The organism is Paraburkholderia sp. J63, assembly GCF_905220245.1.
Lineage (GTDB): Bacteria > Pseudomonadota > Gammaproteobacteria > Burkholderiales > Burkholderiaceae > Paraburkholderia.
This window is the reverse complement of the sequence record NZ_CAJMZF010000043.1, coordinates 1-23,077: the sequence shown is the minus strand read 5'-3', so window position 1 is coordinate 23,077 and position 23,077 is coordinate 1. Positions and strand designations below refer to the sequence as shown.

At 61.1% G+C, this 23,077-nt stretch carries 23 protein-coding genes; 3 read left to right on the top strand and 20 right to left on the bottom strand.

Translation table 11 applies throughout. The annotated features are described in order from the left end of the window. Positions 1-17: 17 nt before the first annotated feature. From U5775_RS31525 to U5775_RS31485, 9 genes are all read right to left on the bottom strand, one after another. On the bottom strand, positions 18-1,247 hold the full coding sequence (locus tag U5775_RS31525; protein WP_322062044.1) for a porin: 1,230 nt from the start codon (positions 1,245-1,247) through the stop codon (positions 18-20). 73 nt (positions 1,248-1,320) lie between these two features. Next, positions 1,321-2,586, bottom strand: coding sequence for an MFS transporter (locus U5775_RS31520; RefSeq protein ID WP_322062043.1), 1,266 nt, complete (start codon positions 2,584-2,586; stop codon positions 1,321-1,323). A gap of 90 nt (positions 2,587-2,676) precedes the next feature. Further along, complete coding sequence (locus tag U5775_RS31515) at positions 2,677-3,861, bottom strand: acetyl-CoA C-acyltransferase (protein WP_322062042.1); 1,185 nt, start codon at positions 3,859-3,861, stop codon at positions 2,677-2,679. Between the two features lie 72 nt (positions 3,862-3,933). After that, positions 3,934-4,692, bottom strand: coding sequence for an Asp/Glu racemase (locus tag U5775_RS31510; protein ID WP_322062041.1), 759 nt, complete (start codon positions 4,690-4,692; stop codon positions 3,934-3,936). Further along, positions 4,689-5,147, bottom strand: a complete 459-nt coding sequence (locus tag U5775_RS31505; protein ID WP_322062040.1) for an acyl-CoA thioesterase — start codon at positions 5,145-5,147, stop codon at positions 4,689-4,691. Before U5775_RS31505 ends, U5775_RS31510 begins: the two co-directional genes overlap by 4 nt. Beyond that, entirely contained in the window at positions 5,144-6,298 is a 1,155-nt protein-coding gene (locus U5775_RS31500) for an FAD-dependent monooxygenase (protein ID WP_322062039.1), read from the bottom strand. The genes U5775_RS31505 and U5775_RS31500 overlap by 4 nt, the downstream gene beginning before the upstream one ends. Continuing rightward, on the bottom strand, positions 6,295-7,155 hold the full coding sequence (locus U5775_RS31495; RefSeq protein ID WP_322062038.1) for a VOC family protein: 861 nt from the start codon (positions 7,153-7,155) through the stop codon (positions 6,295-6,297). The genes U5775_RS31500 and U5775_RS31495 overlap by 4 nt, the downstream gene beginning before the upstream one ends. Positions 7,156-7,184: 29 nt before the next feature. Next, complete coding sequence (locus U5775_RS31490) at positions 7,185-8,945, bottom strand: AMP-binding protein (RefSeq protein WP_322062037.1); 1,761 nt, start codon at positions 8,943-8,945, stop codon at positions 7,185-7,187. Positions 8,946-8,976: 31 nt separating this feature from the next. Continuing rightward, positions 8,977-10,233, bottom strand: coding sequence for an alpha/beta hydrolase (locus tag U5775_RS31485; protein ID WP_322062036.1), 1,257 nt, complete (start codon positions 10,231-10,233; stop codon positions 8,977-8,979). A gap of 169 nt (positions 10,234-10,402) precedes the next feature. Here U5775_RS31485 and U5775_RS31480 point away from each other — a divergent pair, with 169 nt between their 5' ends. Next, on the top strand, positions 10,403-11,188 hold the full coding sequence (locus U5775_RS31480; protein ID WP_322062035.1) for a TetR/AcrR family transcriptional regulator: 786 nt from the start codon (positions 10,403-10,405) through the stop codon (positions 11,186-11,188). Positions 11,189-11,318: 130 nt separating this feature from the next. On the opposite strand, the gene U5775_RS31475 is transcribed toward U5775_RS31480, so the two are convergent. The 6 genes from U5775_RS31475 to U5775_RS31455 form a co-directional block, all read right to left on the bottom strand. Continuing rightward, positions 11,319-12,512, bottom strand: a complete 1,194-nt coding sequence (locus tag U5775_RS31475; protein WP_322062034.1) for an OmpP1/FadL family transporter — start codon at positions 12,510-12,512, stop codon at positions 11,319-11,321. A gap of 1,133 nt (positions 12,513-13,645) precedes the next feature. Beyond that, positions 13,646-13,927, bottom strand: coding sequence for a methyltransferase (locus tag U5775_RS39585; protein ID WP_415913696.1), 282 nt, complete (start codon positions 13,925-13,927; stop codon positions 13,646-13,648). Beyond that, positions 13,909-14,385 carry a methyltransferase dimerization domain-containing protein gene (locus U5775_RS31470; RefSeq protein WP_322062033.1) on the bottom strand — a complete coding sequence of 159 codons (477 nt, stop codon included), beginning with the start codon at positions 14,383-14,385 and terminating at the stop codon, positions 13,909-13,911. Before U5775_RS31470 ends, U5775_RS39585 begins: the two co-directional genes overlap by 19 nt. 317 nt (positions 14,386-14,702) lie before the next feature. Next, positions 14,703-15,575: a DMT family transporter gene (locus U5775_RS31465; protein WP_322062032.1), complete on the bottom strand. Its 873-nt coding sequence runs from the start codon at positions 15,573-15,575 to the stop codon at positions 14,703-14,705. Continuing rightward, the gene (locus U5775_RS31460; protein WP_322062031.1) at positions 15,568-16,383 is read right to left on the bottom strand and encodes a DUF2182 domain-containing protein; all 816 of its coding nucleotides are present in this window, start codon (positions 16,381-16,383) and stop codon (positions 15,568-15,570) included. Before U5775_RS31460 ends, U5775_RS31465 begins: the two co-directional genes overlap by 8 nt. Further along, a complete protein-coding gene (locus U5775_RS31455) occupies positions 16,380-16,982 on the bottom strand; it encodes a DUF1326 domain-containing protein (protein WP_322062030.1) in 603 nt (200 codons plus the stop codon). The genes U5775_RS31460 and U5775_RS31455 overlap by 4 nt, the downstream gene beginning before the upstream one ends. Before the next feature lie 243 nt (positions 16,983-17,225). On the opposite strand from U5775_RS31455, the gene U5775_RS31450 reads away from it, so the two are divergent. Then, the gene (locus U5775_RS31450; protein ID WP_322062029.1) at positions 17,226-17,420 is read left to right on the top strand and encodes a hypothetical protein; all 195 of its coding nucleotides are present in this window, start codon (positions 17,226-17,228) and stop codon (positions 17,418-17,420) included. 185 nt (positions 17,421-17,605) lie between these two features. Here U5775_RS31450 and U5775_RS31445 read toward each other — a convergent pair whose 3' ends face one another. The 3 genes from U5775_RS31445 to U5775_RS31435 all read right to left on the bottom strand — a co-directional run bounded on the left by U5775_RS31445 (position 17,606) and on the right by U5775_RS31435 (position 21,212). Beyond that, complete coding sequence (locus U5775_RS31445) at positions 17,606-18,586, bottom strand: quinone oxidoreductase (protein WP_322062028.1); 981 nt, start codon at positions 18,584-18,586, stop codon at positions 17,606-17,608. Between the two features lie 297 nt (positions 18,587-18,883). Next, positions 18,884-19,585, bottom strand: a complete 702-nt coding sequence (locus U5775_RS31440) for a GntR family transcriptional regulator (protein ID WP_322062027.1) — start codon at positions 19,583-19,585, stop codon at positions 18,884-18,886. A 196-nt stretch (positions 19,586-19,781) separates the two neighbouring features. Further along, complete coding sequence (locus U5775_RS31435; protein ID WP_322062026.1) at positions 19,782-21,212, bottom strand: aldehyde dehydrogenase family protein; 1,431 nt, start codon at positions 21,210-21,212, stop codon at positions 19,782-19,784. Between the two features lie 243 nt (positions 21,213-21,455). Here U5775_RS31435 and U5775_RS31430 point away from each other — a divergent pair, with 243 nt between their 5' ends. Then, positions 21,456-22,034 (top strand): amino acid synthesis family protein, encoded by a 579-nt coding sequence (locus U5775_RS31430; protein ID WP_322062025.1) that lies wholly within the window; start codon positions 21,456-21,458, stop codon positions 22,032-22,034. Positions 22,035-22,528: 494 nt separating this feature from the next. Here U5775_RS31430 and U5775_RS31425 read toward each other — a convergent pair whose 3' ends face one another. Further along, the gene (locus U5775_RS31425) at positions 22,529-22,813 is read right to left on the bottom strand and encodes a carbon starvation induced protein CsiD (protein WP_322062024.1); all 285 of its coding nucleotides are present in this window, start codon (positions 22,811-22,813) and stop codon (positions 22,529-22,531) included. Continuing rightward, positions 22,761-22,943: a carbon starvation induced protein CsiD gene (locus tag U5775_RS31420; protein WP_322062023.1), complete on the bottom strand. Its 183-nt coding sequence runs from the start codon at positions 22,941-22,943 to the stop codon at positions 22,761-22,763. Before U5775_RS31420 ends, U5775_RS31425 begins: the two co-directional genes overlap by 53 nt. Positions 22,944-23,077 lie beyond the last annotated feature (134 nt).

Below are 23,077 nucleotides of genomic sequence, written 5' to 3'. Positions count from 1 at the left end.
GATCGTTAACTGGTTGGCTAGAAGCGGTGCATGGCGCCGAGGCGAAACGCGATCTGCTTGTCCGTCGCCGAAGGATTGAAGCCGGCGATCGATGCCACGGCGGGCTGCCCGAGCGAATCGGTGCCCGACGCGCGCTGCGCGGCCACCAGCACGTAGAGATCGGTTCGCTTCGACAGGCTGTAGTCGATCCCGGCGTTCAGTTGCAGATACTTCGCACCGTCGTCGCCCTTGACCGAGCCGCGCTCCGTATAGTCGAAGCCCATCGCGAGCTGGAGCGCCGGCGTCGCCCGGTAGCGCGCATTGAGGTCGATGCTCGTGAATGCCGCCGATCCCGTATAGCCGAGCGGGTTCGGCCCCGCCGACGAGCCCAGATGGTCAAAGCGCGTGTTGGTCGCGCTGAGGGCCACGATCGTGCCGCCGAACGTATAGGACATACCTGCGCCAATGATCTCGAGCGTATTCGCCGACGCATAGCCTGCATACACCGGATACGCTTGTGGCGACGTGGCGCTGCCAAACGATCCGATATTGTTTACCGCCGCGCTGCCTTTATTCGGAGTGCTACCGTAGAACGAAACATTCGGATTGCGCGCGTTCAGATAGCCGATTCCGAACGCGAGCGCAGCACCGGTATAGCCGCCCGCCACCGACCAGATCTGATTCTGCGCCGTGTGTCCGGCGACTCCGCCGAAGCTGTACATCGTGGCCATCCGGAATCCGCCGTATGACGCCGACGTGAATTTCACCGCATTGTTAATGCGGTTGGTGTTCGAAAGATTGTCGACGTCGTCGGCATGCGAGCCCATGTATCCGGCCCATGTTCCCGATGCTGCGAACGGCTGGACGAAATTGACGAGCGGATCGTATTGACGGCCGATCGTCACCGCACCGGAATCGTTCGAGAGCCCGACATACGATTGCCGTCCGAACTCCGCCCCGCCCTGCGCGAATGCGCCCGTATTCGCCATGAATCCGTTCTCGATCACGAAATTCGCCTTGAGCCCGCCGCCGAGATCCTCGGCACCGCGCAGCCCCCAACGGCTTCCGGCCACTCCCGTCGCGTGCCCGTCAGTGAGCGCGAACTGTGGTCCACCTGTCAACTGGCCGCCTGCTTTCCCGGTCTGGGCCGAATTGACGTACGTAATGCCTTCGTCGATCAGACCATAAAGCGTCATGGTGCTTTGCGCGTGCGCGGCAGGCATGAACGCCAATGAAGCGATCGCCGGTGCGGCCCATTTCGTCTGCATAAAAAGTCTCCGTGATTTTGGTATTCGTATCGATATGGGTAGTGCCAGGGGTAATGCGACATCGGAACGGTTATCAGTCGGCCGGATAGGTGTATTCGCCGAGCGCCCAAACGAGAGCGGCACACATCACGCATGCGATGCCGGCGCCCGCATAGGCCATCGAGTAGGTGTGAAAACGGTCGAATACCCAGCCAAACGCAATCGGGCCGGCAACGCCCCCGAGCGCGAAGAAGAAAAACAGTACGCCGTACAGAAAACTGAAATGCCCGGTGCCGAAGTAGCGCCGAATGAAGAACGGCATGAAATCGCCTTCCGCGCCGATCACGAACGCGAACGCAAAAGCCCCCGCGGCGACGACCGGCAGTTGCGTGCCCGGACTCCACGCGATCAAGGCGAGACCTGCGCCGCCGACCAGGAACTGGATTGCGGCCACGTAGCGTGCGTGAACGTTGTCGATCAACAGGCCCGTGACGGCCCGGCCAATCATCACGCCGATGCCGATCAGCGCCGCGATCTTCGACGCTTGTGCTGGAGCGAGACCGTGGTCGGTCAACAGCGGCACTATATGGACAATCGCGGCCAATCCCGCGCACGACACGACGAAGAACACCACGATCAGCGTGCAGAATCGCCACGTGCGGATCATCGGCCACGCACGTTCGTGAACCGTCGAAGCCTCCCGCGCCGCGCGACGGTCCGCTGTCACTGGGCGCGTCGCGCGTCCAGCGCCCGACAGCATCAGGAAAGTCGCAACGCCGCCGACCAGCACCGCGAGCGACACATGCCGGTATGCCGACTGCCACCCGCCCTCGCCAATCCAGCGCTGCACGAGCAAGGGCATCAACGCGTTTCCGCAACCGAGGCCGATCATCGCGACGCCCATCGCCAGGCCGAGCCGCTTGTCGAAGTATTTCGGCAGCGCGCTCAGATAACCGGCGGGCGTCGTTCCCACCGCCATGAATCCAAGCAGCAGCGTCAAGCCGCCGAACATCACGATGCTGCCCGGCGACATCGACAACGCGAACAATCCGGCTCCGAACAACACGGTCGAGGTCAACGCGACACATCGCACACCGAAGTGTTCGATCAGGCGCCCGGTGACGGGTGCGCCTAAAGCAAGACCTAGTTGCGCGAGGCTCGCGATCGCGGACGCCTCGCCGCGGCCCCAACCGAATGCCGCGGAAACAGGCTTGAGAAAGACCGACAACGTGCTGAAATACGACGCGGAAAACCCCACCAGCATGCCAACGGCGCAGCCGAGAACGACCACCGTTGCGCTAACCACATCGAGCGCCGATGAATCGACTGGCGCGTCGCTCATCGCCGTATCGCTTTCCATGACTCCGTCTCCATCATTGATACAGGAATTGGCCGGGACCGATTGCGCCGGTCACCGCCTCATGCGCAACCACAGCCCACAGGTCCGGGCTCAGCACACGTCGAACAGCGCCGCGGCCCCCATCCCGCCCCCAACGCACATCGCGACCACGACATGCTTCACCCCGCGACGACGCCCCTCCAGCAGCGCGTGCCCCACGAGGCGCGATCCGGTCATGCCGTACGGATGGCCAATGGAAATCGCGCCACCGTTCACGTTGTAGCGGTCGGGATCGATGCCGAGCTGGTCGCGGCAATAGAGCACCTGGCATGCGAACGCCTCGTTCAACTCCCAGAGCCCGACGTCGTCGATCGCAAGCCCGTGCTGCTTGAGCAACTTCGGAATCGCGTAGACCGGCCCGATGCCCATCTCCTCGGGCGCCGTGCCCGCCACCGCCATCCCGCGATAGACGCCCAATGGCGCGAGCCCGGCACGCTCCGCAGAACGCGCATCCATGAGCACGCACGCGCTTGCGCCGTCCGAAAGCTGGCTCGCGTTGCCTGCGGTCACGACGCCGCCATCGGCGACGGGGCGCAAGGACGCAAGGCCTGCGAGCGTGGTCTCCGGACGATTGCCTTCGTCACGGGACACGGTGAGCACCCGCTCTTCTCTCGCGCCGGTCAGCTTGTCCGTGACCAGCGTGGTGACGGTGATCGGCGCGATTTCCGCGTCGAACAGACCATCGCGCTGGGCGCATGCCGTGCGCTGCTGGGACATCAGCGCATAGGCGTCCTGCTGCTCGCGCGTGATGCCGTATTTTCTGGAAACGAATTCGGCCGTTTCGAGCATCGGCATATAGGCATGCGGCGCGAAACGCAGCACCTCGGCGTCCTTTTCCGCATAGACCCAGTCGTAGTAGCGCGCCTGCACCGCCGAGATGTTTTCCTGACCGCCCGCCACGACCACGTCCATTCCATCGACGACGATCTGCTTGGCACCCGTCGCAATCGCCATGAGACCCGACGCGCATTGGCGATCGATCGATTGCGCGGCCACCGTGTGCGGCAGACCGGACGCGAAAGCGGCGTTGCGCGCGATGTTGGACCCCGCGGTGCCGGCCGCAAGCACGGTCCCGACGATGACGTCGTCGACGCGGCCGGGATCGATGCCCGAGCGGCTCACGGCATGACGGATCGCATGGCCCATCAGGCTCGGCGATTTCGTATGATTGAACGCGCCGCGAGAAGCCCTGCCGATGGGCGTTCTGGCCGTCGATACGATGACTGCCTCTCTCATTTCCCGATCTCCATATCCATAGGATTACTATTCATTCGCGTGTCATTCATGGCTGGAAAGGCGGCCGGTGTGCTAGCGATACCTGCCGCTGAGCAGCGCACCGGCGTTTGGCACGACCGGTTCAAGACCGAGGTGGTCGAGCATGCGCCGCGTCGTGCAAACCGACGTGGACGTCACGGGAATGCCCAGTTGGTCCTCGACGATCTGAATCGATGGCAGCGACTGCATCTGAACGCAGGCAGACAGAACGACCACATCGGCATTCGCCGTGTTCAGCTTTTTCACGTCTTCGACCAGCCGGGCTGAATCGCGGCGTCCGACTTCGAGGTTGTCCGGAATTTCAAACGCCATCGAGTCGACGACTTCGATACCCTCGCTTTCGATGTATTCGACAACGAGATCGCAAAGCGAACGCATATACGGCGCGAGCAGCGACACTTTCTTCGCGCCCATGATCTTGAGCCCTTCCACGAGCGCACCGGCCGAGGTCATGACCGGCGCGTGGCAATGGTTCTCGCGGGCCACGGCGCCCAGATCGCGCTCGACCTCGCGGTGATAGCCCTTGCCCATCGCCATGATCGCAACGAGGCAGGCAGTGCTCATCACGTCGACGCGCGCATCCGCCAGTTCGGCCGCGCAGCGCAGGCCTTCGCGATTCATCGCCTCGAGCTCCTCGCGCGTCACCTTGTGCATGCGCATCCGGCTGCTATGGAACGTGAAGCGCTCGGGGCGGATGCTTTCGCGGGCGCGAAGCATCGCCGGAATTTCGGTTTCCATCGTCGTGTTCGAGCTCGGGACGATCTGGCCGATTCGATAGGTTTTTTCAGTCATGCCTCTTCCCTGGCAAGCAGATAAGGTTGGAGCGCTTCGCGCAGCGCGGTCGGGATATCGGTGCTTGTGCGCGCGTCGCCGCGAATGGCGATAGGCGTGAACTGCCCTTCGAACGCCAACCGGCCGTCCGGCAGATACGCACGCGCAATCAGATCGAAGGTATGCGTACGGATCTCGCCCACTTCGACGCGGATATCGACGACGTCCTCGGGGTATAGCGAAGCGTGAAACGTCAGGCTCAGGTGCTTGCACGGCAGGCCGACCTCGCTCTCGCGCCCCGCTTGCCCGTTGCCCCCGTATCCGATCCGTCGCATGAAGTACATGACGGCCTCAAGCAGGTAGTCGGTGTAACGACCGGCAAACACGACGCCGGCCGGATCGCAGTCGGACCAGCGCGCGGTGCGTCGCACCGTGAACGGCAGGTCGGACACGACGATTTCCGAGCTTTCGTTCATAGCGCCCCCACGTTTCCGGCGAGCCGCTGCACCAGCTCGGGAAACTCGCTGCGCAGACGCGCATCGTCGATACGGCCCGTGCGCGTCATGAACTGGTAGACGAATTCTTCCGGCGTGTAGTTGTCCATCCACTCGGCGATGTCTTCGTACCAGAGGTACGAGCGCTCGGATGCATCGATCAGCTTGTTCTTCTGCGGCTTGTGGTCCGCTTCGAATGCCGCGAGGCCGCGCGCCGCGTCGCCGTCGCACGAGAGCAGCGCACGGGCGAGCGCAATCGCATCGGCCATCGCGATACGCGTGCCCGAGCCAATCGAGAAGTGCGCACTGGCAAGCGCATCGCCAATCAGCACGTGGCGCCCGGACGTCCAGCGCGCATTGCGAATGACCGGAAACTGCCGCCAGCTCGACTTGTTCGAGATGAGGGGCAGGCCGCCCAGCTCGGGCTCGAAAATCTTCTCGAACAGATGCTGGCGATCGTCGTCGGTCATCGAGCCCAGATCGAGCCGGTCCCACGTTGCGTCATCGCATTCCGCAACGAACGTACTCATGTCATCGCAATATGCGTAGTAGTGCGCAACGAAATGGCCGCCGTTGAACTTCCTGAAGACGAGCGCCGGTGCGTCGAAGACACGCTTCGTGCCGTACCATGCGAAATGATTGCTCAGCGACCGGTGCGTCGTGCCGAAGGCGTCGGGATACTGGCGGCGCACAACGGAATTGATGCCGTCGGCGCCGACCACGACGTCCGCATCGTCGAGACCGAACGAAGCGAGGTCCAGCGTCGTTTCGATACGGTATCCGAAATGAATCCGGACGCCGGCCACTTCCGCTTCCTGCTGCAAGATGCGCAGCAACGCGAGACGCGGAATTGCGCCGCCCTTCACGTTCAGCTTGACTTCGATCGGCTTTTCCCGCTGGACGATGATCTGGCGGTCGTTATAGTGCATCGCGTCGCAAAGCGCGTTATACGAATGCTCATCCGCATCGCGCAATTGCAGCATCCCGGTGTCGGCCAGCACGACGCCGAATCCAAACGTCGCGTCGGCCTGGTTCTGTTCGATCACGTCGACTTGCCAGCCAGGCTGGCTGCGTTTCAGCAAGAGCCCGAGATACAGCCCCGACGGTCCACCGCCTACGATTGCGACCTTCATTGCTGCCCCCGAGGCGTGATTTCCAGCTTGTAGCGATCGAACGTCCTGACGTCGCCGTCGAAGCCGCCCGTGAGAGACGCGTTCCAGAGCGCTGGCACGAAGCCGAGCGCCTTGCGTTCGAAGACGATCGCGTCCGGCGAGCAGATCTTCCAGTAGCCGTTGATCGGTCCGTCGACGTGATACCGCGAGTTGTCCTTGCTGGCCGCGACGAGCGGCTCGAACTCGGGCACGTCGAGCACGTAGAGCACCGCTTCCGTGCCTTCGTTCTCGCCGTTCGCTTCGCCAATCCCGCGTGCCTTGTCACGCCACACCTGGTCGATCGACTTGAATTCGCCCGTGCCCGCGAGCATCGCGTCTTCGGCCTTCATCGCGGCGTCGAGAGTTCGCGTTGCATCGTCGGCGTCGAGGCGATTCATCGGACGTTGCTGAAGCGTGATTTCCAGGTAGTAACCGTTAGGATCGCTGAAATAGATCGACTCGATCAGCTCGTGGCGGATCTGGTAGATCAGCGGAATATTGTGGGCTTCGAGCCGGTCGCGCCATTCGATCAGTTCGTCATACGTATCGACGGACCATGCGGTATGCGTCGCCTCGAAGCGATAATCGTCGACGGGGCGCGTGTAATCGGGCTGCTCCGTATCGATGTAGTAGAAGAATGCGATGGTGCTGCCCTTCCCGCTTTCGAAGAAGAAGTGAAGAAAGTCGGGATGGTTCGCCGGCCCCCAGCCGCGCGCCGAAATCGCATGGACAAGTGGCAGGCCGAGCTTGTCGCGATAGAACTCGACGGTTTCCCGCAGTTTCCAGGTGGGACGCGCCGTATGATGGACGCCCTTCAGAACCGGTTGAGTCGATGTCACAGTGTTCTCCAGTAATGGATCAATCAGGTTCACGAAGCGTTCGATGCGCCGAGCACGTGCTGCGCCACCATTTCGCGCAGCGACTGCCGGCTGAGCTTGCCTGATGCGGTCAGGGGGAACGTGTCGACCACTTCGATGCGTTCAGGCCACTTGAATTTCGCGAGGCCGTAGTCCTTCAGGTAAGCGCGCAGCTCGGCGAGGGACGGCTCGGCGTGCCCTTCGCGCAAGATCAGCACGGCGCACAGACGTTCGTCGAACACTGGATCGGGATACGGCACGGCAACCACCTGCGCGACCGACGGATGTCCGGCGACGGCCATTTCGACCTCTTCGCAATTGATCTTTTCGCCGCCCCGGCTCACGAGGTCCTTGAAGCGGCCGCGGAACACGAAATAGCGCTTGCCGTCGATCAGGCGCTCCTCCATCAGGTCACCTGATCGATAGAAGCCATCGCTCGTGAAGGTTTCCCTGTTGCGCTCTTCTGCCTTGAAATAGCCATGAATCGTGTACGGCCCCTTGAATGCCGGCTCGCCGATCTCGCCGAACTTGACGGACTCCTCAGTACCCGGTCCGAGAATGCGGATGCTGTCCCACGGACTGACGGGCCGGCCGTTGGTCGTATCGAGCGCTTCTTGCGAATCGTCCGGATGCGTGAACATGATCACGCCCTCGGTAATGCCGAAGATGTGATAAACGGGCACGCCCAGCAATGCACGCAGCTTCGGCGCGCTGTTCGCGGCGATGATGCCTCGCGCATTCGAAAAGTCGATACGCCCCGACTGGATCGCCGTCTCGATACGCGCGATGATCGGACCACCGAGCATCAGCCACGTCGGGCGCGTCGTCTCGATCAGCGAAATCAGCGTCTCGGGCGAGAGATCGGGCGCGACCGTGACCGTTCCGCCCGTCATCAGGAACGGCCCGAAGCAACAGCCCATGTTCAGGTTGTGCACCATCGGCTGCGGCATGAACAGCACGTCGCTCGGTCGATAGTCGAGCCATTGCGCACAGGCGCGCATGTTGTACAGATACTCGTTGTTGAATCGCGGGATGATCTTCGGCACGCCGGTCGTACCGCCGGAGAGCTGGAATACCGCCACCTGGAACGGGTCCAGCGTGACTTCGGCGAGCCGCGCCGCAGCCGCTTCGTCGCCGATCGATTCGACCAGATGGTCGAGGTGAAGCACGCCCTCTCGCGGCTCGCCGCGCGCCTGCAAGATCAGCTTCAAGGTCGGCGCGCGCTGCTGCATCTCTCTCGCGAACGCGATGTCATCGAACTTCGGATCGTCGCCCTGGACGAAATGAAGCTTCGCGTCGGCCAGATTCGCCAGATAACCGATCTCGTGTTCGCGATGCGCGGCCAGCGTACAGATCGGAATGAGCCCGGCCTTCAAGCAGGCGAGAAACATGATGACGAGCTGGGCGCTGTTGCCCAGCTGGAACACGACCCGATCGAGCGGTTCGAGCCCTTGCGCCAGCAATGCGGCGCCGAGCCGTGTCGATTTCGAATCGAGTTCGGCATAGGTCATGCGCAGCCCAGGACCCAGCAAAGCGACATTGCCGGGATAGCGCGCGGCAATCTTGCGAAAGCCGTCCGCAAGCGTTTCGAATCCGAGCGCGCCTTCGGCAACATAGCGGTCCAGATCCGCCTGAGCCGGATAAACGACACCCGGAATCGGATCGAGCACGCGCGCCGGACGACCGGACGATATCGACGCAGCAGCAGCCTTGCCAGATGAAGCGAGTGCGTCGGCGCTACGCTTTCCTTGATCGTTACCTACCGAGTCCATCTTTACCGTCTCCAATGGTTTCTTTGATGACTTACCGAAATTTCGCGTTGAGCCAGGCCTGAAGATGCCGGCCCGCGAGCACCTGGCCTGGCGTCTCGCCTTCGTCGATCGGCAATCCGTGGTGGTTGCCCCGCACGCGGTGGCGCTCCTTGTCCGCTGTCACGAACGACGCGAACATGGCGTCGACGTCGCCGGGGAACACGCAGTTGTCGCCCGTGTATTCGATCAGCAGCGTCGGCTGTACGATCGACTTCGCACACTTTTCCATGGAGGCATTCGACGACAGCCCGGACCAGGTCGACAGCCACGACTCCGGCGTCACGATCCGGCCAAAGCCGACGCTGCCGAGGTTCGAAACCAACGGGTCCGCGCCCCAGAGCGAGCCGACGAGACGATCGGATGGGTCGAGCGACGTGTCCCAGCATCGGAGATCCGCATCGGTACGCCATACCGTCAGTATCGGACCGTGACTCGCGAGTTGCTTGTCGACCCGTGTGGGCGCCTCCTTCAATCGGGCGCGCGCCGACTGCCGCCGATCGATCAATTCGCGAGCACGCTGGTCGAGTCGTGCAACGCGCTCGCGCTGCGCATGCCGGTAGCGTTCGACGAATCCGGGGGCATAGCTCGACGACTCGGGCGGCCGGCGAAAACCGTTCGAACTACTGAATGGATCGAGTTCGGCATCGCACGAGTCAGGATCCGACTCGTCGGTCACGGCCGGGTCCAGCGCATTCATCAGCAATACGCCCTGCCCCGGATGCGGAGAGACGAAGGCGATGCCGTCCGCCGTCGGCATGACCGCGGTATCGAGGCCCGTGGGACGACCGCCCGGCGTGCGGCGAATGCGCTGATCCGCGGGCAGCAACGATTGCTGGTTGTAGAAAGCAAACAGCCCCGCACCACCGGAGTTCCCGAGCAGCACGATCGTCTCGAACCCGAGTTCGCGAAGCTGCCGCATGCCGGCGGCCACGTCGTGCAGCGCGATCTCGTGTTCGAGCCGCAGGTCGCTGCCGATCGAGCGCGGCGCCTGAACCCAGCATGCCCATCCCGCATCCAGCACTTCGGGCACGAGGTAGTGCGTCATCACGAACTCGCGCGGATGCATGACGAATACGACCTTTCGTCCGGGTGCGCGGGAAAAGAGCACCCCAAGCGTCGCCTGGCCGTCCTGCGTGGTCAAAGGGAACGGCGTGGTCGTATAAGGCGCCTGCATGCGGGCGGGCGTCCACGACGCTCCCCGCAGCCCGGCCGTTACCGCGACCTTTCCGTTCGAACTCTGTTGTTTCATGGGCACTCCGTGTTTCCATCCCGTTGCAGGCTCATCCGCTTATATTTGAGACTATCTCAATTAACAGGAATTGATGCCGTCTCAAATTTCCATGAGCAGAGAATAGTGCTAGAGTTGAGACCCTGTCAAATTAAACGTGTGGAACGAGCCCTATCGTTTACCCTGTTCTATGAAGCCAGCCAAAATTGCCCCGGAAGAAACGAGCCCGCCAGCACCGCGCCGCGCCGGCAGGCGGCCAAAAAGCGACGCGCCGGGGGCCGACCTTTCGCGCGACGCCGTGATCCGGCGCGCGATCGAGCTCGCGCAAAAGGAGTCGATCTCCGAAGTGTCGATGGTTCGCGTCGCCCGGGAAATGGGGGTGGCGCCAGGACTGGTTCACTACTACGTCGGCAGCAAGGACGATTTGCTCAGCGCGGTGCTGAACGCCGCTTTCCAGGAACGCGTGATGGCGCTGCCGCCGGTCACCGGCGACTGGCGCGCCGACCTCGAAGGGGTGTGCCGCTCGACGCTGAAAACGCTCGCGCGCTGGCCGGGCGTTGCCAACTATATCGCGACGCAAAACCGGTTCCGGCTGTTCCAGCGCGTCCAGCCGGGAGAGACCGACTACGGGCTTGCCTACTTCGACCATCTCGGCCGGATTCTCGAGCACGCTGGCTTTACCCCCACGCAAGCCGCACTCGCCTACGACCTGACCATGATGTTCGTAACGAGCATCAGCGTCGAACTGGCCAATCGGCAGGCTCCCGGCGAGCACAAGGACTTCATCACCGGATACGTCTCCAGGTTCGATCGCAAGGATGTGCCTGGAGCGGCGTTTCTGGTGGGGCCGTTTGCGAAGATCGACAGTGAAAGAAGACTCGAGGCCGGCCTGCAACTGATGCTGGACGGATTCGAGACGTGGCTGGCGAACTCGCCCTCCGACGCGCCTCCTCCGCGTAAAACGCGTCGCTCATGACGCGACACCGGAAATCACGCACGGCGGCCTCCGGTGTCTTCCGACCGGCTTCGGCGAGCGCGAACCGGCCATATTTTTTATGGCTCCGACGTCGCGCGCCACGTCCCGCGATCGCCGGAATCTGTGCGCGCTAGAACTTGTGCGTGTACCCGATCGTGTAGCCCTGATAGCTGGCGTGAATGTTCACACCGGTACTTGGGCCAGTGCCGATGATCGTCGTCGGAATGTCGTACTCAAAGGCCGCGGTCAAGAGATTGTTTTTATCGAAGGCGTAGGTTGCGCCGACCGTTACCGCGCGGGGACTGATGCCGGGTCCATACAGGTTTGCCAGGGTATGGCTGGAATCTACGTTGTTGTTGGCAAAGCTATAACCGGCACGGACCGTCCATTTCTGGTTGATATCGTACGAGACGCCAACACGGCCCACGTTCTGGCTGCGATAGCCCCATGTACTCGCAGTGTTGTACCCCGCGGCACTGGCCCATTCGATACGCAGATAGTCGAGCGCCACCGTCAACCCCGGCAGCGGCCGTATGGCAACGCCCGCGCCGTATCTGGACGGGCTGTCGATGTGGCCATTGCTCGGTGCGAGCACGTCGTCCCTGTAGCCTGAAAGCGGCGTGAACCAGGTCTTGCTGAACCAGGACGCGCCGAGCGAGACCATCGGAATGGGCGTCCAGAGCACGCCCATTCCCGCGCCGATGCCCATCGCTTCCGAATTGCCGTGACTGGGCACCGGTTCCAGCGCGCCGTCCGCCCCCGGGGCGAGCACACCATTCAGACGCAATTGCTCGACGCCGATCACGAGCGACGCACCGATCGACAGATAGGGCAACGGCTTGTACGTGATCGTGGGACTCGTGTTGACGACGATGAGACTGGCCTTGGCGTCGCCGGCGCCGGGAACCGGCAGGACGGGACGCCCGTAATTCGATGCGGCTCCTGCGCCCGTCATCGCCACACCGAAGGTCCATTGCGGCGCGATCTGGTAGTTGAAGCCGAATCCCGGCGAGACAACGACCTTGCGCGAATACAGATGATTGTCCGGTGAGCCGAACGTGGCATTGGCGGACACCGGCAAGGCGATACCATAGAGATCGACTCGCGAGCCCAATTCCGCCAGCCCGGCCGGGTTGTCCACGGCCGAGGCCACATCCTGGACAAACGCAATCGCCGCGCCGCCCATACCGGACGAATAAGCGCCATTTCCCGTGAAATACGCGCCATCCGTCGCCAAGGCGTTCGTCGACCATGCCGCCAGTGCGGCTGTCGATAGCGCCAAGCCCACTTGCCATCGCACACAACGGTTCATCCCGATCTCCATGTCTCGACCTGCTTCCGTTTGAGTTTTTATTTATGTAGGAATCCAAAGCTAACGAGAACGCAACGTGGGCTCATCTTCCACGCGGCACGAACCCGGTAACTCGCCCACGCGACAAAACGACCGGCCGTCTTCTGTCCCGGTAGCGCGGCCGGATATTTGATACCCTATCAAATTTGATGGAAATGTAGCATATTTGATACGGGTGTCAATTAAAAGCGCATTCGCGAAAACCCTGGGTCGTGCTTGCTGGCGTCACGCCTGCGTGGCTTGCGTCGGCTAATCGCATGCGGATCCGAATTGAGCGTGCAATCCAACAGCTTTTTCGATAAGCATTCCTACCTTTACCAAGCGCGCTCTTGCCGCTTGACCAGGCGTATATCGTTGAGTAATTGACTCGTGCAAACGTGCGAGTGACTGATGCCGAAATGGCATCGACAATTCTGTTCTTTCGGAAGCGAGATCCTGTGCGGAAAACACCAAGACCGGCAGGTGAACTGGTCCATGCCAGAAAGCGTGACGATTCGCTTACAAAAGCTACGCCAAAACCTACGCCGAATTCCATCACGACCCTTTGACATTAGCGTCGCATTTCGGCAACAAAGGACCCCCAAAGTTCAGGATTTGCCCCTGCATGACTGGACATGATGCGCACGCGGCCACATCGCCTCCAGTTGCCTGTAGCGCTCGTCGAGCGCGTAAGAGTCGCCCGCACGGTATCCCGCCGGCTCCCGCAAAAGGTGACTCGCCGAACACCGTCCTGTCGCGTGAACTCATCCGACCAGGTTCGGAGCAACAGGGTCGAACCAGCAGAGGCGCCCACGATCACCCGACATTCTTGAGCGGCAGCGCAAGATCACTGAACAAGCACCTGATGGATTTGGCGACGATGGTGAGCGTTGTCCTACGGCGTAAATAGTTCCTGGTCTACGAAACGGCCTGTCTCACGCAGCGCAGGCACGAGCTGGCCATCGGCGTACGCGCAGCGGCCGTCGCGATACCGAACTGCTCCATCAGCGGGAGAACCCCGCAGATCACATTGGCCCACGCCCACGCGATTTCTTCACCCCCAACTGCACTTTCCAGCCGCAGCTCGGGATCCGGCAAACCTGCGGCGGCGTACGCCGCGCGCAACCTCAACCCCATGCGTGTCGCGACGTTTGCGCGTTCGAGAGTCGCAAGAAATCACGTGCGCATCTGGGTCCAGCTTGTGCAAGGGTGCTTTGACCGCCCGCGAAGGCGTGAGGCAGATCGAACAGTTTGCCGTGCATGTCCGGGTTGCGCTTCAGGATGCCAGCTATGATCCTTCCATGTCCGCCACCCACGTCGACAATTTCGGTCGCTGGGGAAAAGTCATACGCATCCAGCACCCCGGTCATATGAAGAGCCGAAAATGCTGTCATCGTGGCGTTGAACACTTTCGTCCGCCGAGGGTTCTGCTGCAGCCAATCGAAACAGCTGGACGTCCCGGATAGTTTTGAGTCGCGCTTTCACCTGTTTTGACACAGTGCTCGAAAAGCTCGACGACGCCCGCCGCGTCTTCTCCATCGAAGAATAGAGCCGCGGCGTGCAACGATCCCTCCGCACCACGCTGGAAAAATTCGCCCAGCGGTCCCACCGTAAAGCAATCCGGCATCTCTTCTGAGAAGACACCCAAGCTCGTCAGTGCCCGCATCGTACGCGCAAGAGACTGCGCGCTGGCGCCCGCCGCGCGGGCGAGTTGCTCGACGCTTTTTGGCCCATCGGCGAGTAAATCGGCAATTCCCAGTGCGGCCACAACGTGGATCGCTTCTGAAATGAGCCTTATCTGGATGAGTTTCAGCCGTTGCGCGGCCGCCTCGCGTCTGGTCGCCTGGAACGGAGCAATGGCATACACCTGCAGTCCTCCCAGAATCTGGTGGTCAGCATCCTGCGAAACCGTATACCTGACAAGCTCTCACAGCTCAAAGAGTTCTTTCACTAGCCTGCCGCTCGCGCCCTTTATGACATCATTTTCTACAATTAGTATTACGTACTATATGGCACTCATTTGGGCGCTATCAAGACATTCGTGGTTGACACGAAACCCATGACGCGGCGCACATAAAGGGTCAAAACGACTGTTTCCGTTCGCAGCAAAACGTTGTGATGCAACTCATATGTCGGCGGCCAGTCATGCGCGATCGAAAACACGGTTCGCCGGCATGGGTAAAGCTACGTACGCGACTTACTGGTAAGCACCATTGCGATACCGCCAAGGATCGCAGCGGTAGCCGCAGCCAGGCGCGGTGTAATCGACTCCGACAGGAATCCCACCCCGCCAAATGCAGCGATCATCGGCACCGACAACTGTACCGTGGCCGCTCGCATGGCCGTAAGCCTGCCCAGCGCCGCATACCAGATGACATACCCGATGCCGGACGTGAGCGCGCCGGACGCAATCGCCAGGGCGACCCCGGCCACATTCGCGTGGGCGCGGCCGTTGGTGATGCACAGCACGCCAAGCAGGACGGCAAGCGGGGCCGCCCGCGCGAAGTTTCCCGCCGTTGCTGCAAGCGGATCGGCCACTCCGCGGCCGCGCAACGAGTACACGCCCCATGCGACGCCCGCGGTCGCCATCAACGTCGCGCCGACGAGCGGTGGTGCCGTGATACCTGGCGACACCAGGTAGACAAGCCCTGCGACTGCCAGCGCAAGACCGAGCCACGCGAGCGATCCGAACTTCTCGCCGGAGCGCAAACCTACGCTGAACATTGTCAGTTGAACAGCGCCGAAAAGAATCAATGCGCCTGTGCCTGCGGACAAGGTGAGATACGCGCAGGAGAAGAAGGCGACGTAAGCAAACAGCATGGCAGCGGCGAGCCAGTCGGCATGCCCGGGCGCGGGGCGTTCTGACCTGAACCGCACGATGACGGCGAGCATGATCGCTCCCGAAACCAGCCTGGTGCCGGCGAAGCTGAACGGATCAATTTCCTCGCGCTGTAGCGCAAGCCGGCACAGCAGCGAATTCGCCGCGAAGGCGAGCATCGCCACGGCAGTGAGGAGGGTCGTCCGCAAGGTGAACAGGCTACCGCGCGCTTCATGCATGGGTCCATACCAGAATGACTGCCCACGACAAAAGCGCCACACCAAGCGGCGCGCTGAGACGCTTGCCCCAGGGAACGTTCTTTTCGATCGCCATCACGGCAGCAAGCAGGAGCATCCAGCCGAGACTGCCGGCACCAAGCGCGAACATCAATAGCATCAACGCCCAGCAGCAGCCGACGCAGAACAGGCCGTGCCGCGCGCCGAGCACGAAAGCGTTACGGGCCTGCGCGTGCCCATGCCAGTGCTCGATGACGAAGCTCAAGGGTGTGCGGCACTTTTCAAGGCACCGGTACTTGAGCTTGCTGAACTGAAAGGCGCCCGCCAGCGCAACGACTGCGACGCCGATCAGCCAGCCATGCCAGGCCAGGGCGGGTACGCTGGCGAGCAGGGACAGCGCTGATCTGTGAAGCGCATGCGCCAGAAGCCCGAAGGCGCCCCACACCGTCATGTAGCCCAGACCAAGCAGCATAAGAAGGCACCCATGGTCAGGGCGCCCCGCCGTCAACCGGTCGAAGGAATTGAACAACGGCAAGGTGGTGGGCAGCATCATGGCCGCTGTCATGAGGATCCATGCGACAGCGTAGAGCACCACCGGCACGACCACGTCGGCTGCGGGAACTGCCCGGCACAGAAATGCCGCCGGTCCCGACGCTGTCCAGTCACCGTGTTCGATATAGCGCCCATACGGACTGCGCGCCCACGCCCACAACGCCACCCACGCGAGCGCAATCAGCGCAGTCAACAGCGGCAGGAACACGCGAACATGGCACGAGGCGCGGGACGGCGTTGGGCCAGCCATCGGGCTCATGCGTCGAAGACGAACGTGCTCTGCAGGGCGTTGTGGTTCTTGATGTCGAGATCGATGCCCAGAGCGGGGTTCTTTGATCGATAGGTCGGCGCCTTCCCGACAAACACCGGGGCGCCAGGCACTGTCGAAAACACGGTATCGGACAGGATGGTCTGGCCACCGGTCGCGCCGAGGTAGGGCTCGAGTTCGGCGTAGTAGTTCGTGCCGATCTCGAGTTCGCCCTTGCCTGCGACCACAGTGAAGCGAATCGGTGCTCGCTCGACGGATACGACCTGGCCAATGAGCTTGGCCAGGTCGGCGACCGGTCCGCCGGCCTGGCCGGTGTAGACCTTCAGTAGCGCCTCTTCCTGCGCCTTTGAGGCTTGATCGCCGACATAGATCGCGGCAGTCCAGTTGCCTTGCAGGATGTTGCCGGGTACATGGGCGACAGCTACGATGGTATTGCCGCTCACATCGACGCCGTCGACCGTTCCCTTGTCTATATGCCAGGCGACAATGGTGTCGCAGGTCCCGTTGTCCGGGTCCTCGCCGATCCAGCAGGGGCAAAGCACGTTGCAGTTGCAAACTTCGAGCAGACGACCTTCCAGGTGATAGCTCATACGAACCTCCATTGAAGGCACGCGAACACCGACTTGTCGCCGCGGGGCGCGACAGTAATAAATTGTAGTCTTCCCGTTGCCAGGTGCAACACCTCAAGTCCTTCGGCAATATCCGTGCGCTTCGCGACCTGAACCTACGCTGTCCGGCGCTCCATCCGTGAAGCCAGGCGAAAGGGGCATTCCTGTGTCTATATCACGCATAGCCGGCATCACGTCTTCGAAGTCTGTGACAGGATCGTGGTCATGCGGCGCGGCACGGTCGTCGCAGGCATGGACCGTTCCGCGACCGACCTGGAAGGCGTCGAGCGGATCATCACCGAAGGCCAGTCTGCCAATCACTCAGCCAGACGCGTCCAGCATCATGTGCGTTTCCCGCAGTCCGGCCAGTTCCGATCCCCGCTTCTCGTGAATCCGACCAAAAACTATCGCAAAGGATGACATCAGGAATACGAACTAATGGAATGATGGCCCCGGTGCTAGCGGAAGGAGAGAATGGATAGGTGAACACGGGAATTCTCACGGCAGCAAACTTCACTAGCGAGGCGGTCCGGTCGGCGTGGCGCCCAACGTCCTGAAGCGGGACTCCACGCCGGTTGGCCTTCGCACGGGCAAACTGCCGGATGCTAAGGGAGGATCACGATCGCGCCGCTCGCTCGCCGCTCTTCCGCCGCACGATGGGCCTCTGCGATATCATCTAACGAGAATCGCTGTCCTACCTCAACGGAGACGTGGCCTCTTGTCACAGCGTCGAAAAGATCGGCCGCGTTGGATCGGAATCGCGCGAGATCCACATTGTGCGGGAAGACCGACGGCCGGGTCAGGAAGAGGCAGCCCTTTTTGTTAAGCAATTCGGGATCAATGGCCGGCGCCTTGCCGGAGGACGCCCCATAAAGCACGACGAGACCGAACGGCGCGGCACAGTCGAGCGAGCGAACCAGCGTGTCCTTGCCAACCGCATCGTAAACCACACGTGCCTTTTCGCCATCTGTCGCCTTGAGAAACGCGTCCGGCCAATCCTCTTGGCTTGTGTCCACCACTGCCACGCACCCTGCATCGAGCGCGGCCTGCCGTTTGCGCGGCGAGCCTGTCGCTCCCACCACGCGCGCACCCAGGGCGGTAGCCCACCGCGACAGAACCTGTCCCACGCCCCCAGCCGCCGAATGCACTAAGATGAGTTCGCCAGGCTGAACTGCATGAGTGCGACGAAGAAGATATTGCGCGGTCATTCCCTTGAAGAAGACTGTGGCCGCTGTCTCATTGTCGATTGCGTCCGGCACCCGCACCAGTCTGTCGGCTGCGACATTGCGCCTGTCTGCGTAAGCACCGACGCCAGCATTCATGTAGGCGACCCGATCACCCAGGTTAAAGCCGTCGAAGCTCCCTCCCATCTTCTCCACAATACCCACCGCCTCGAAGCCAAGCCCCGTGGGAAGGGGAAGCGGATAGTCCCCCTTGCGTTGATAGATGTCGATGAAGTTAAAGCCGATCGCTAACTGGCGAATCTGCACTTCGTCACCCGCTGGATCGGGAATGTCTTCCTGCACGATCCGGAGAACGGACGGATCTCCGAACTCCGATATCACTGCCACTCGTCTGCTTGTCATGTTCGTTGCGCTCCGCTCGCGTTCAAATTGCGTATCACGTGAATGATCGAATAAATATGCATGAGGACAATTATCGCGCACAAAGCCCGGTGAACAAGCACCGGGGAAACCGCTTTTAGTTTGGATGACTTACTTATTTTTCGACGGCCGGACTGGATATGCACAACACCGAAGGGTCAAGTGGCGACGAATAGATGCCCGCTCGCGACATGTTGCGGGACACGGACAAGTCACGAAAAGGATTGGCTGGCATCGCATCCCAGCCTGCTTGTGGCGGAGGAGTACTACGGGAACGAGCTATTGCACCGATGCGGACTGACGTTCAAGCGCTTCGACAACGCGAGTAAGCGTACCTTCAATATGACTGCGCAATAGTCTCGTTGCCTTTTCCTTGTCGCGATCTATAGCGGCCTTCATTAACACCTCGTGCTCATTGCTTTTATTTCGCCCGGTTAAGCGATGCAAAGCCGAGTAGCGACGGTATCGTTCAGCGCGGTCAAAGAGTGACCCCACCATCCCGCCAAGCAGGCCACTTGGCGTGGCGGACAGAAGGGCCATATGAAAAGCACGATGTCGATCTGACCAGTTATCGTCGAGCGCCACCGGACCGCTTCCCATCTTTTTCTCGACGATGCTTAGCCTGTGGAAAGCAGTGAGTACGCCAGTCTCCCATTCTTCGTCGCCATAGGCGATCGAGTCAGCGAGTGCCTCGGTTTCAAGCAGTACACGAATTCTGCTGATGTCCCTGAAGTCATCTACTGAGATCGGTGCGACCCAGAATCCACGATTCTCCGCTGCCTGGACGATGCCATCCTGAGTCAGCCGGTTTAATGCTTCGCGAATCGGCGAACTGCTCAGACCGTATGCTTTGGAGAGACTCTCCACCTTCAAACGTGATCCAGGCGCAAGTTCGCAGCGAATGATGGCCGTTTTCATTTGTGACAGGGCAACATCAATCAGAGGCACGCTTGTTGCATTGGTGGTCTTGTTCGAATCCATGATCGTGGGTGCTCGTGCGGGTCTTGGGCCATTTTATGCGTAAAAATATCGTGCGTGCAAGATGAGCCTCAACTTCAGGGTTTCTGACCTATTCGCCTCCATCTGGCTTTCTCCACCCACTACATTTATATGGCACTTATTTTTCGATAGCAAATTCCTGGAGCCTGTGTGAGGCCTGCGCGCGGTCCAGGCCGTCTTACGCCTGGGTGTAAGCCGTTTTCACCGTAGTAAAAAACTCGACTGCGTACCGTCCCTGCTCCCGCGAACCATAGCTCGACCCTTTCGTGCCCCCGAACGGGACGTGGTAATCCACCCCGGCGGTCGGCACGTTCACCATGGCCATGCCGCACTGCATGTGGCGCTTGAAGTGCGTGGCATACTTTAGCGACGTGGTGCAGATGCCAGCCGAGAGTCCAAATTCGCTATCGTTCGCAACTTCGAGCGCTTCTTCATATGTTCCAACGGGAACGGCGCAGGCGACCGGGCCGAAAATTTCTTCGCGGGCAATGCGCATCTCGCCAGAGGCGTCAGCGAAGAAAGCCGGCGCCAAAAAATGCCCCCGCGTACGACGTTCGAGCAGCTCGCCTCCACACACGAGCTTCGCACCCTCCTGCTTGCCGATCTCGATGTACTGCAGGTCCGCATCGAGCTGATCTCCGTCGACGACGGGGCCGATCTGTGTCGTCGACTCAAGCGCGTGGCCCACACTCAGGGAGCGGACACCCTCGGCGACGCGTTCCACGAAGCGCTCATAGATTCCCTTTTGTACGATGAAGCGCGAGGACGCTGTACAGCGTTGCCCCGTCGAATAGAACGCGCCTTGAATGGCGCAGTCAACCGCAATGTCGAGATCAGCGTCGTCAAGTATGACAAGCGGATTCTTGCCCCCCATCTCAAGCTGGATCTTCTTGAAGTTCATGGCTGCCATCTGGGCAAGGTGCCGCCCCGTTCCGACCGAACCTGTAAAGGACAACGCCCGGATATCCGCAGAGTTCACAATCTCGTTGCCGACGATGCTTCCCCGGCCCATGACAAGGTTGAAGACCCCGGCAGGAATTCCGCTACGGCTGATGATGTCCGCTAACGCCCACGCAGATCCCGGGACGAGATCCGCGGGCTTGAAAACAACACTGTTTCCGTAAGCAAGCGCAGGAGCGATTTTCCAGGCGGGAATTGCCATCGGGAAATTCCACGGCGTGATGATTCCCACCACCCCAACGGGTTCCCGCGTGATTTCGACGTCAACCTGAGCCCGTACCGAGGGCAGCTTTTCCCCACCGCTCCTCAGGGCCTCGCCGGCGAAGAAGCGAAAAATCTGGCCGGCTCGGGCGACCTCAGCCACGCCCTCGGCGAGCGTTTTGCCTTCTTCCCGGGAAAGAAGAGCACCAAGGTCCTGCTGCCTGGCAAGAAGCTCGCTCCCAATCTGTTCAAGCGCGTTCGCGCGCGCCTGAATACCGGAAGTCGCCCACGAACGCTGAGCGTGTCGCGCGGCCCCGATTGCATCGAGCGTTTGACTGGCATCCGCCTGTGCATACTCGCCCACGACCTCATCAATGTCAGAAGGATTGATGTTCAGGCGAACCGACGCGCCTTCTACCCACTCACCACCGATCAGATTGCGTTTCATTCAGTCTCTTCCTCTTGGTTACCCGCCTGAACGTAGGCAACGACGCCGGACCGCCTGTTCTGCTGCGTCGCAGAAGCTTCGGACTCGCCACCTCGCGCGGAGTGTCATTTCGCTCGAACTTATTTTACGCACAAAACTAATTTTTAGGCATAATGTTGAGAAGTCATTTTTGAGTGCGGGACGGCACGACATTCGTGCGGTCCCGCGTCGGGAACCCCGAACCCCTTTTCCTGGAGAAATGCGATGTCCCTGGTGAGCGTGCGGAAGATCAAGCTGGATGTGGAAGAGACCTGGCACGAAGGCGGCCCGCGTGCCGATAAGCCGCTTCGTATCGCCGTGGCCACCGCGATCGTTGCCAACCCCTTCGCCGGAAAATTTGAAGCGGATCTGCTTCCGTTCATGGCGGAGTTGCGCCAGCTGGGTCGCGAGCTGTCCGAGCGATTGGTTGCCGAACTCGGCCGCGAGAATGTGGAGGCCTACGGTAAGGGGGCAATCGTCGGCGAGGACGGTGAGATCGAACACGGTGCGGTGTGGCACGAGGCCGGCGGATGGGCGATGCGCGAAGCCCTCGGCAATCCGAAGGCGATGGTACCGGCCGCCAAAACCGTCGGTGGCCTTGGCACCCGTCTGATGATCCCCCTCGGGCACATCCAGGCATCGTACGTTCGCAGCCACTACAGTACCTGCGAGTTGACGGTATGGGATGGCCCGAAGCGAAACGAAATCGCGTTCGCACTGGCAATGGCCACCGGCGGCCGCATTCATGCGCGGCTTGGCGGGCTTGCTGCTGCCGACATCAAGGGCGAAGACGGCTTGCGATAAGTTTTCCGGAGACTTTCAGCAAACGCCTTGTCAGCATTGCGCGGACAGGACTGCCACCCCGCTCGCATGCACCGTGCCGGTATGAGTTGTGCATCAACAAACGGCGCACAGCGTGCGATATGCCACAGGCCCGGGGTGGCCCTTAGCCTGAAGGCACGCCTCGCGTGCCCTTTTGGGTTCCTTCACTACAGCTCTACGCTTGCCGTTGCGCCGTTGTCAGGCTGCCACGCCCTCCCCGTTTGTGCGTATTTGGCGTCGATCGACGGATCAGGAAGTCATGAACCATCGTGCCGTCTTTCATCACAGCCTACGCACGCCCCGCGGGATAAGGCTCAAGGGTGGAGAGTTTCAACTCCGGACAGTACTTTCAGCACAACTCAAGATACTCCGCGCGCCAGAGCGAATTCTTCGCCTCGGTCAGACCGGATCGCCCATTTTTGCGCAGCATCTTCCAGAATCCAGAGAACGATGCGATGCCTGCAAGGTCTGCCACGTTATACCCGGATACTCGCAGTGAAAAAGGCAGGTCGCTCGATACGCTGTTCGACGTTTTCCGAAGCCGGAGCCTTGTAGACGAACGGCTTGGCGCCAAGCGGATCTGCAACGAACTGGTCCCGCTCTGCCCGGTCGTCAATATGCATCAGACGGGATTCGCCGCCCGACCCATTCACTTCGGCAAACTTCATCATGAGCAGCCAGTCGGTGGCGTCATCGACGAAGGTGCCGTCAGTGTCGAGGGCAAACTGCCGGTAAGCCTGGCGCAGACAGGACGCTGGCATCGGTGTCTTTCACGAGGAAACGCGCGTAAAACGTGCCGGACATCTCGTCGTGATTTGCCGGACCAAGGATGTGTGCGACCGCGGGCCCAAACTTGATGTACTCGTCCGCATCCAGCGTGACCTCTCTCACGCCCACGATGAACCCGCAAATGGCCCGCTCCGTTGCACTGAAATCCAGCCGCTAGGCAAGGACCGTCATTCGTCGCGCCACCAGTAATTTCGGGGTAAATACCTACAAGCATTTTTGTGCATAAACATTACATT

Coding starts and splice junctions, on each gene's coding strand:
- U5775_RS31445 (WP_322062028.1), bottom strand. CDS start 18,586: ATGACAAGCAGACGAGTGGCAGTGATATCGGAGTTCGGAGATCCGTCC.
- U5775_RS31485 (WP_322062036.1), bottom strand. CDS start 10,233: ATGAAACAACAGAGTTCGAACGGAAAGGTCGCGGTAACGGCCGGGCTG.
- U5775_RS31425 (WP_322062024.1), bottom strand. CDS start 22,813: ATGCCAGCGTCCTGTCTGCGCCAGGCTTACCGGCAGTTTGCCCTCGAC.
- U5775_RS31525 (WP_322062044.1), bottom strand. CDS start 1,247: ATGCAGACGAAATGGGCCGCACCGGCGATCGCTTCATTGGCGTTCATG.
- U5775_RS31510 (WP_322062041.1), bottom strand. CDS start 4,692: ATGACTGAAAAAACCTATCGAATCGGCCAGATCGTCCCGAGCTCGAAC.
- U5775_RS31450 (WP_322062029.1), top strand. CDS start 17,226: ATGCGGCGCGGCACGGTCGTCGCAGGCATGGACCGTTCCGCGACCGAC.
- U5775_RS31505 (WP_322062040.1), bottom strand. CDS start 5,147: ATGAACGAAAGCTCGGAAATCGTCGTGTCCGACCTGCCGTTCACGGTG.
- U5775_RS31490 (WP_322062037.1), bottom strand. CDS start 8,945: ATGGACTCGGTAGGTAACGATCAAGGAAAGCGTAGCGCCGACGCACTC.
- U5775_RS31480 (WP_322062035.1), top strand. CDS start 10,403: ATGAAGCCAGCCAAAATTGCCCCGGAAGAAACGAGCCCGCCAGCACCG.
- U5775_RS31430 (WP_322062025.1), top strand. CDS start 21,456: ATGTCCCTGGTGAGCGTGCGGAAGATCAAGCTGGATGTGGAAGAGACC.
- U5775_RS31460 (WP_322062031.1), bottom strand. CDS start 16,383: ATGAGCCCGATGGCTGGCCCAACGCCGTCCCGCGCCTCGTGCCATGTT.
- U5775_RS31520 (WP_322062043.1), bottom strand. CDS start 2,586: ATGGAAAGCGATACGGCGATGAGCGACGCGCCAGTCGATTCATCGGCG.
- U5775_RS31515 (WP_322062042.1), bottom strand. CDS start 3,861: ATGAGAGAGGCAGTCATCGTATCGACGGCCAGAACGCCCATCGGCAGG.
- U5775_RS31435 (WP_322062026.1), bottom strand. CDS start 21,212: ATGAAACGCAATCTGATCGGTGGTGAGTGGGTAGAAGGCGCGTCGGTT.
- U5775_RS31500 (WP_322062039.1), bottom strand. CDS start 6,298: ATGAAGGTCGCAATCGTAGGCGGTGGACCGTCGGGGCTGTATCTCGGG.
- U5775_RS31465 (WP_322062032.1), bottom strand. CDS start 15,575: ATGCATGAAGCGCGCGGTAGCCTGTTCACCTTGCGGACGACCCTCCTC.
- U5775_RS31440 (WP_322062027.1), bottom strand. CDS start 19,585: ATGGATTCGAACAAGACCACCAATGCAACAAGCGTGCCTCTGATTGAT.
- U5775_RS31475 (WP_322062034.1), bottom strand. CDS start 12,512: ATGGAGATCGGGATGAACCGTTGTGTGCGATGGCAAGTGGGCTTGGCG.
- U5775_RS31455 (WP_322062030.1), bottom strand. CDS start 16,982: ATGAGCTATCACCTGGAAGGTCGTCTGCTCGAAGTTTGCAACTGCAAC.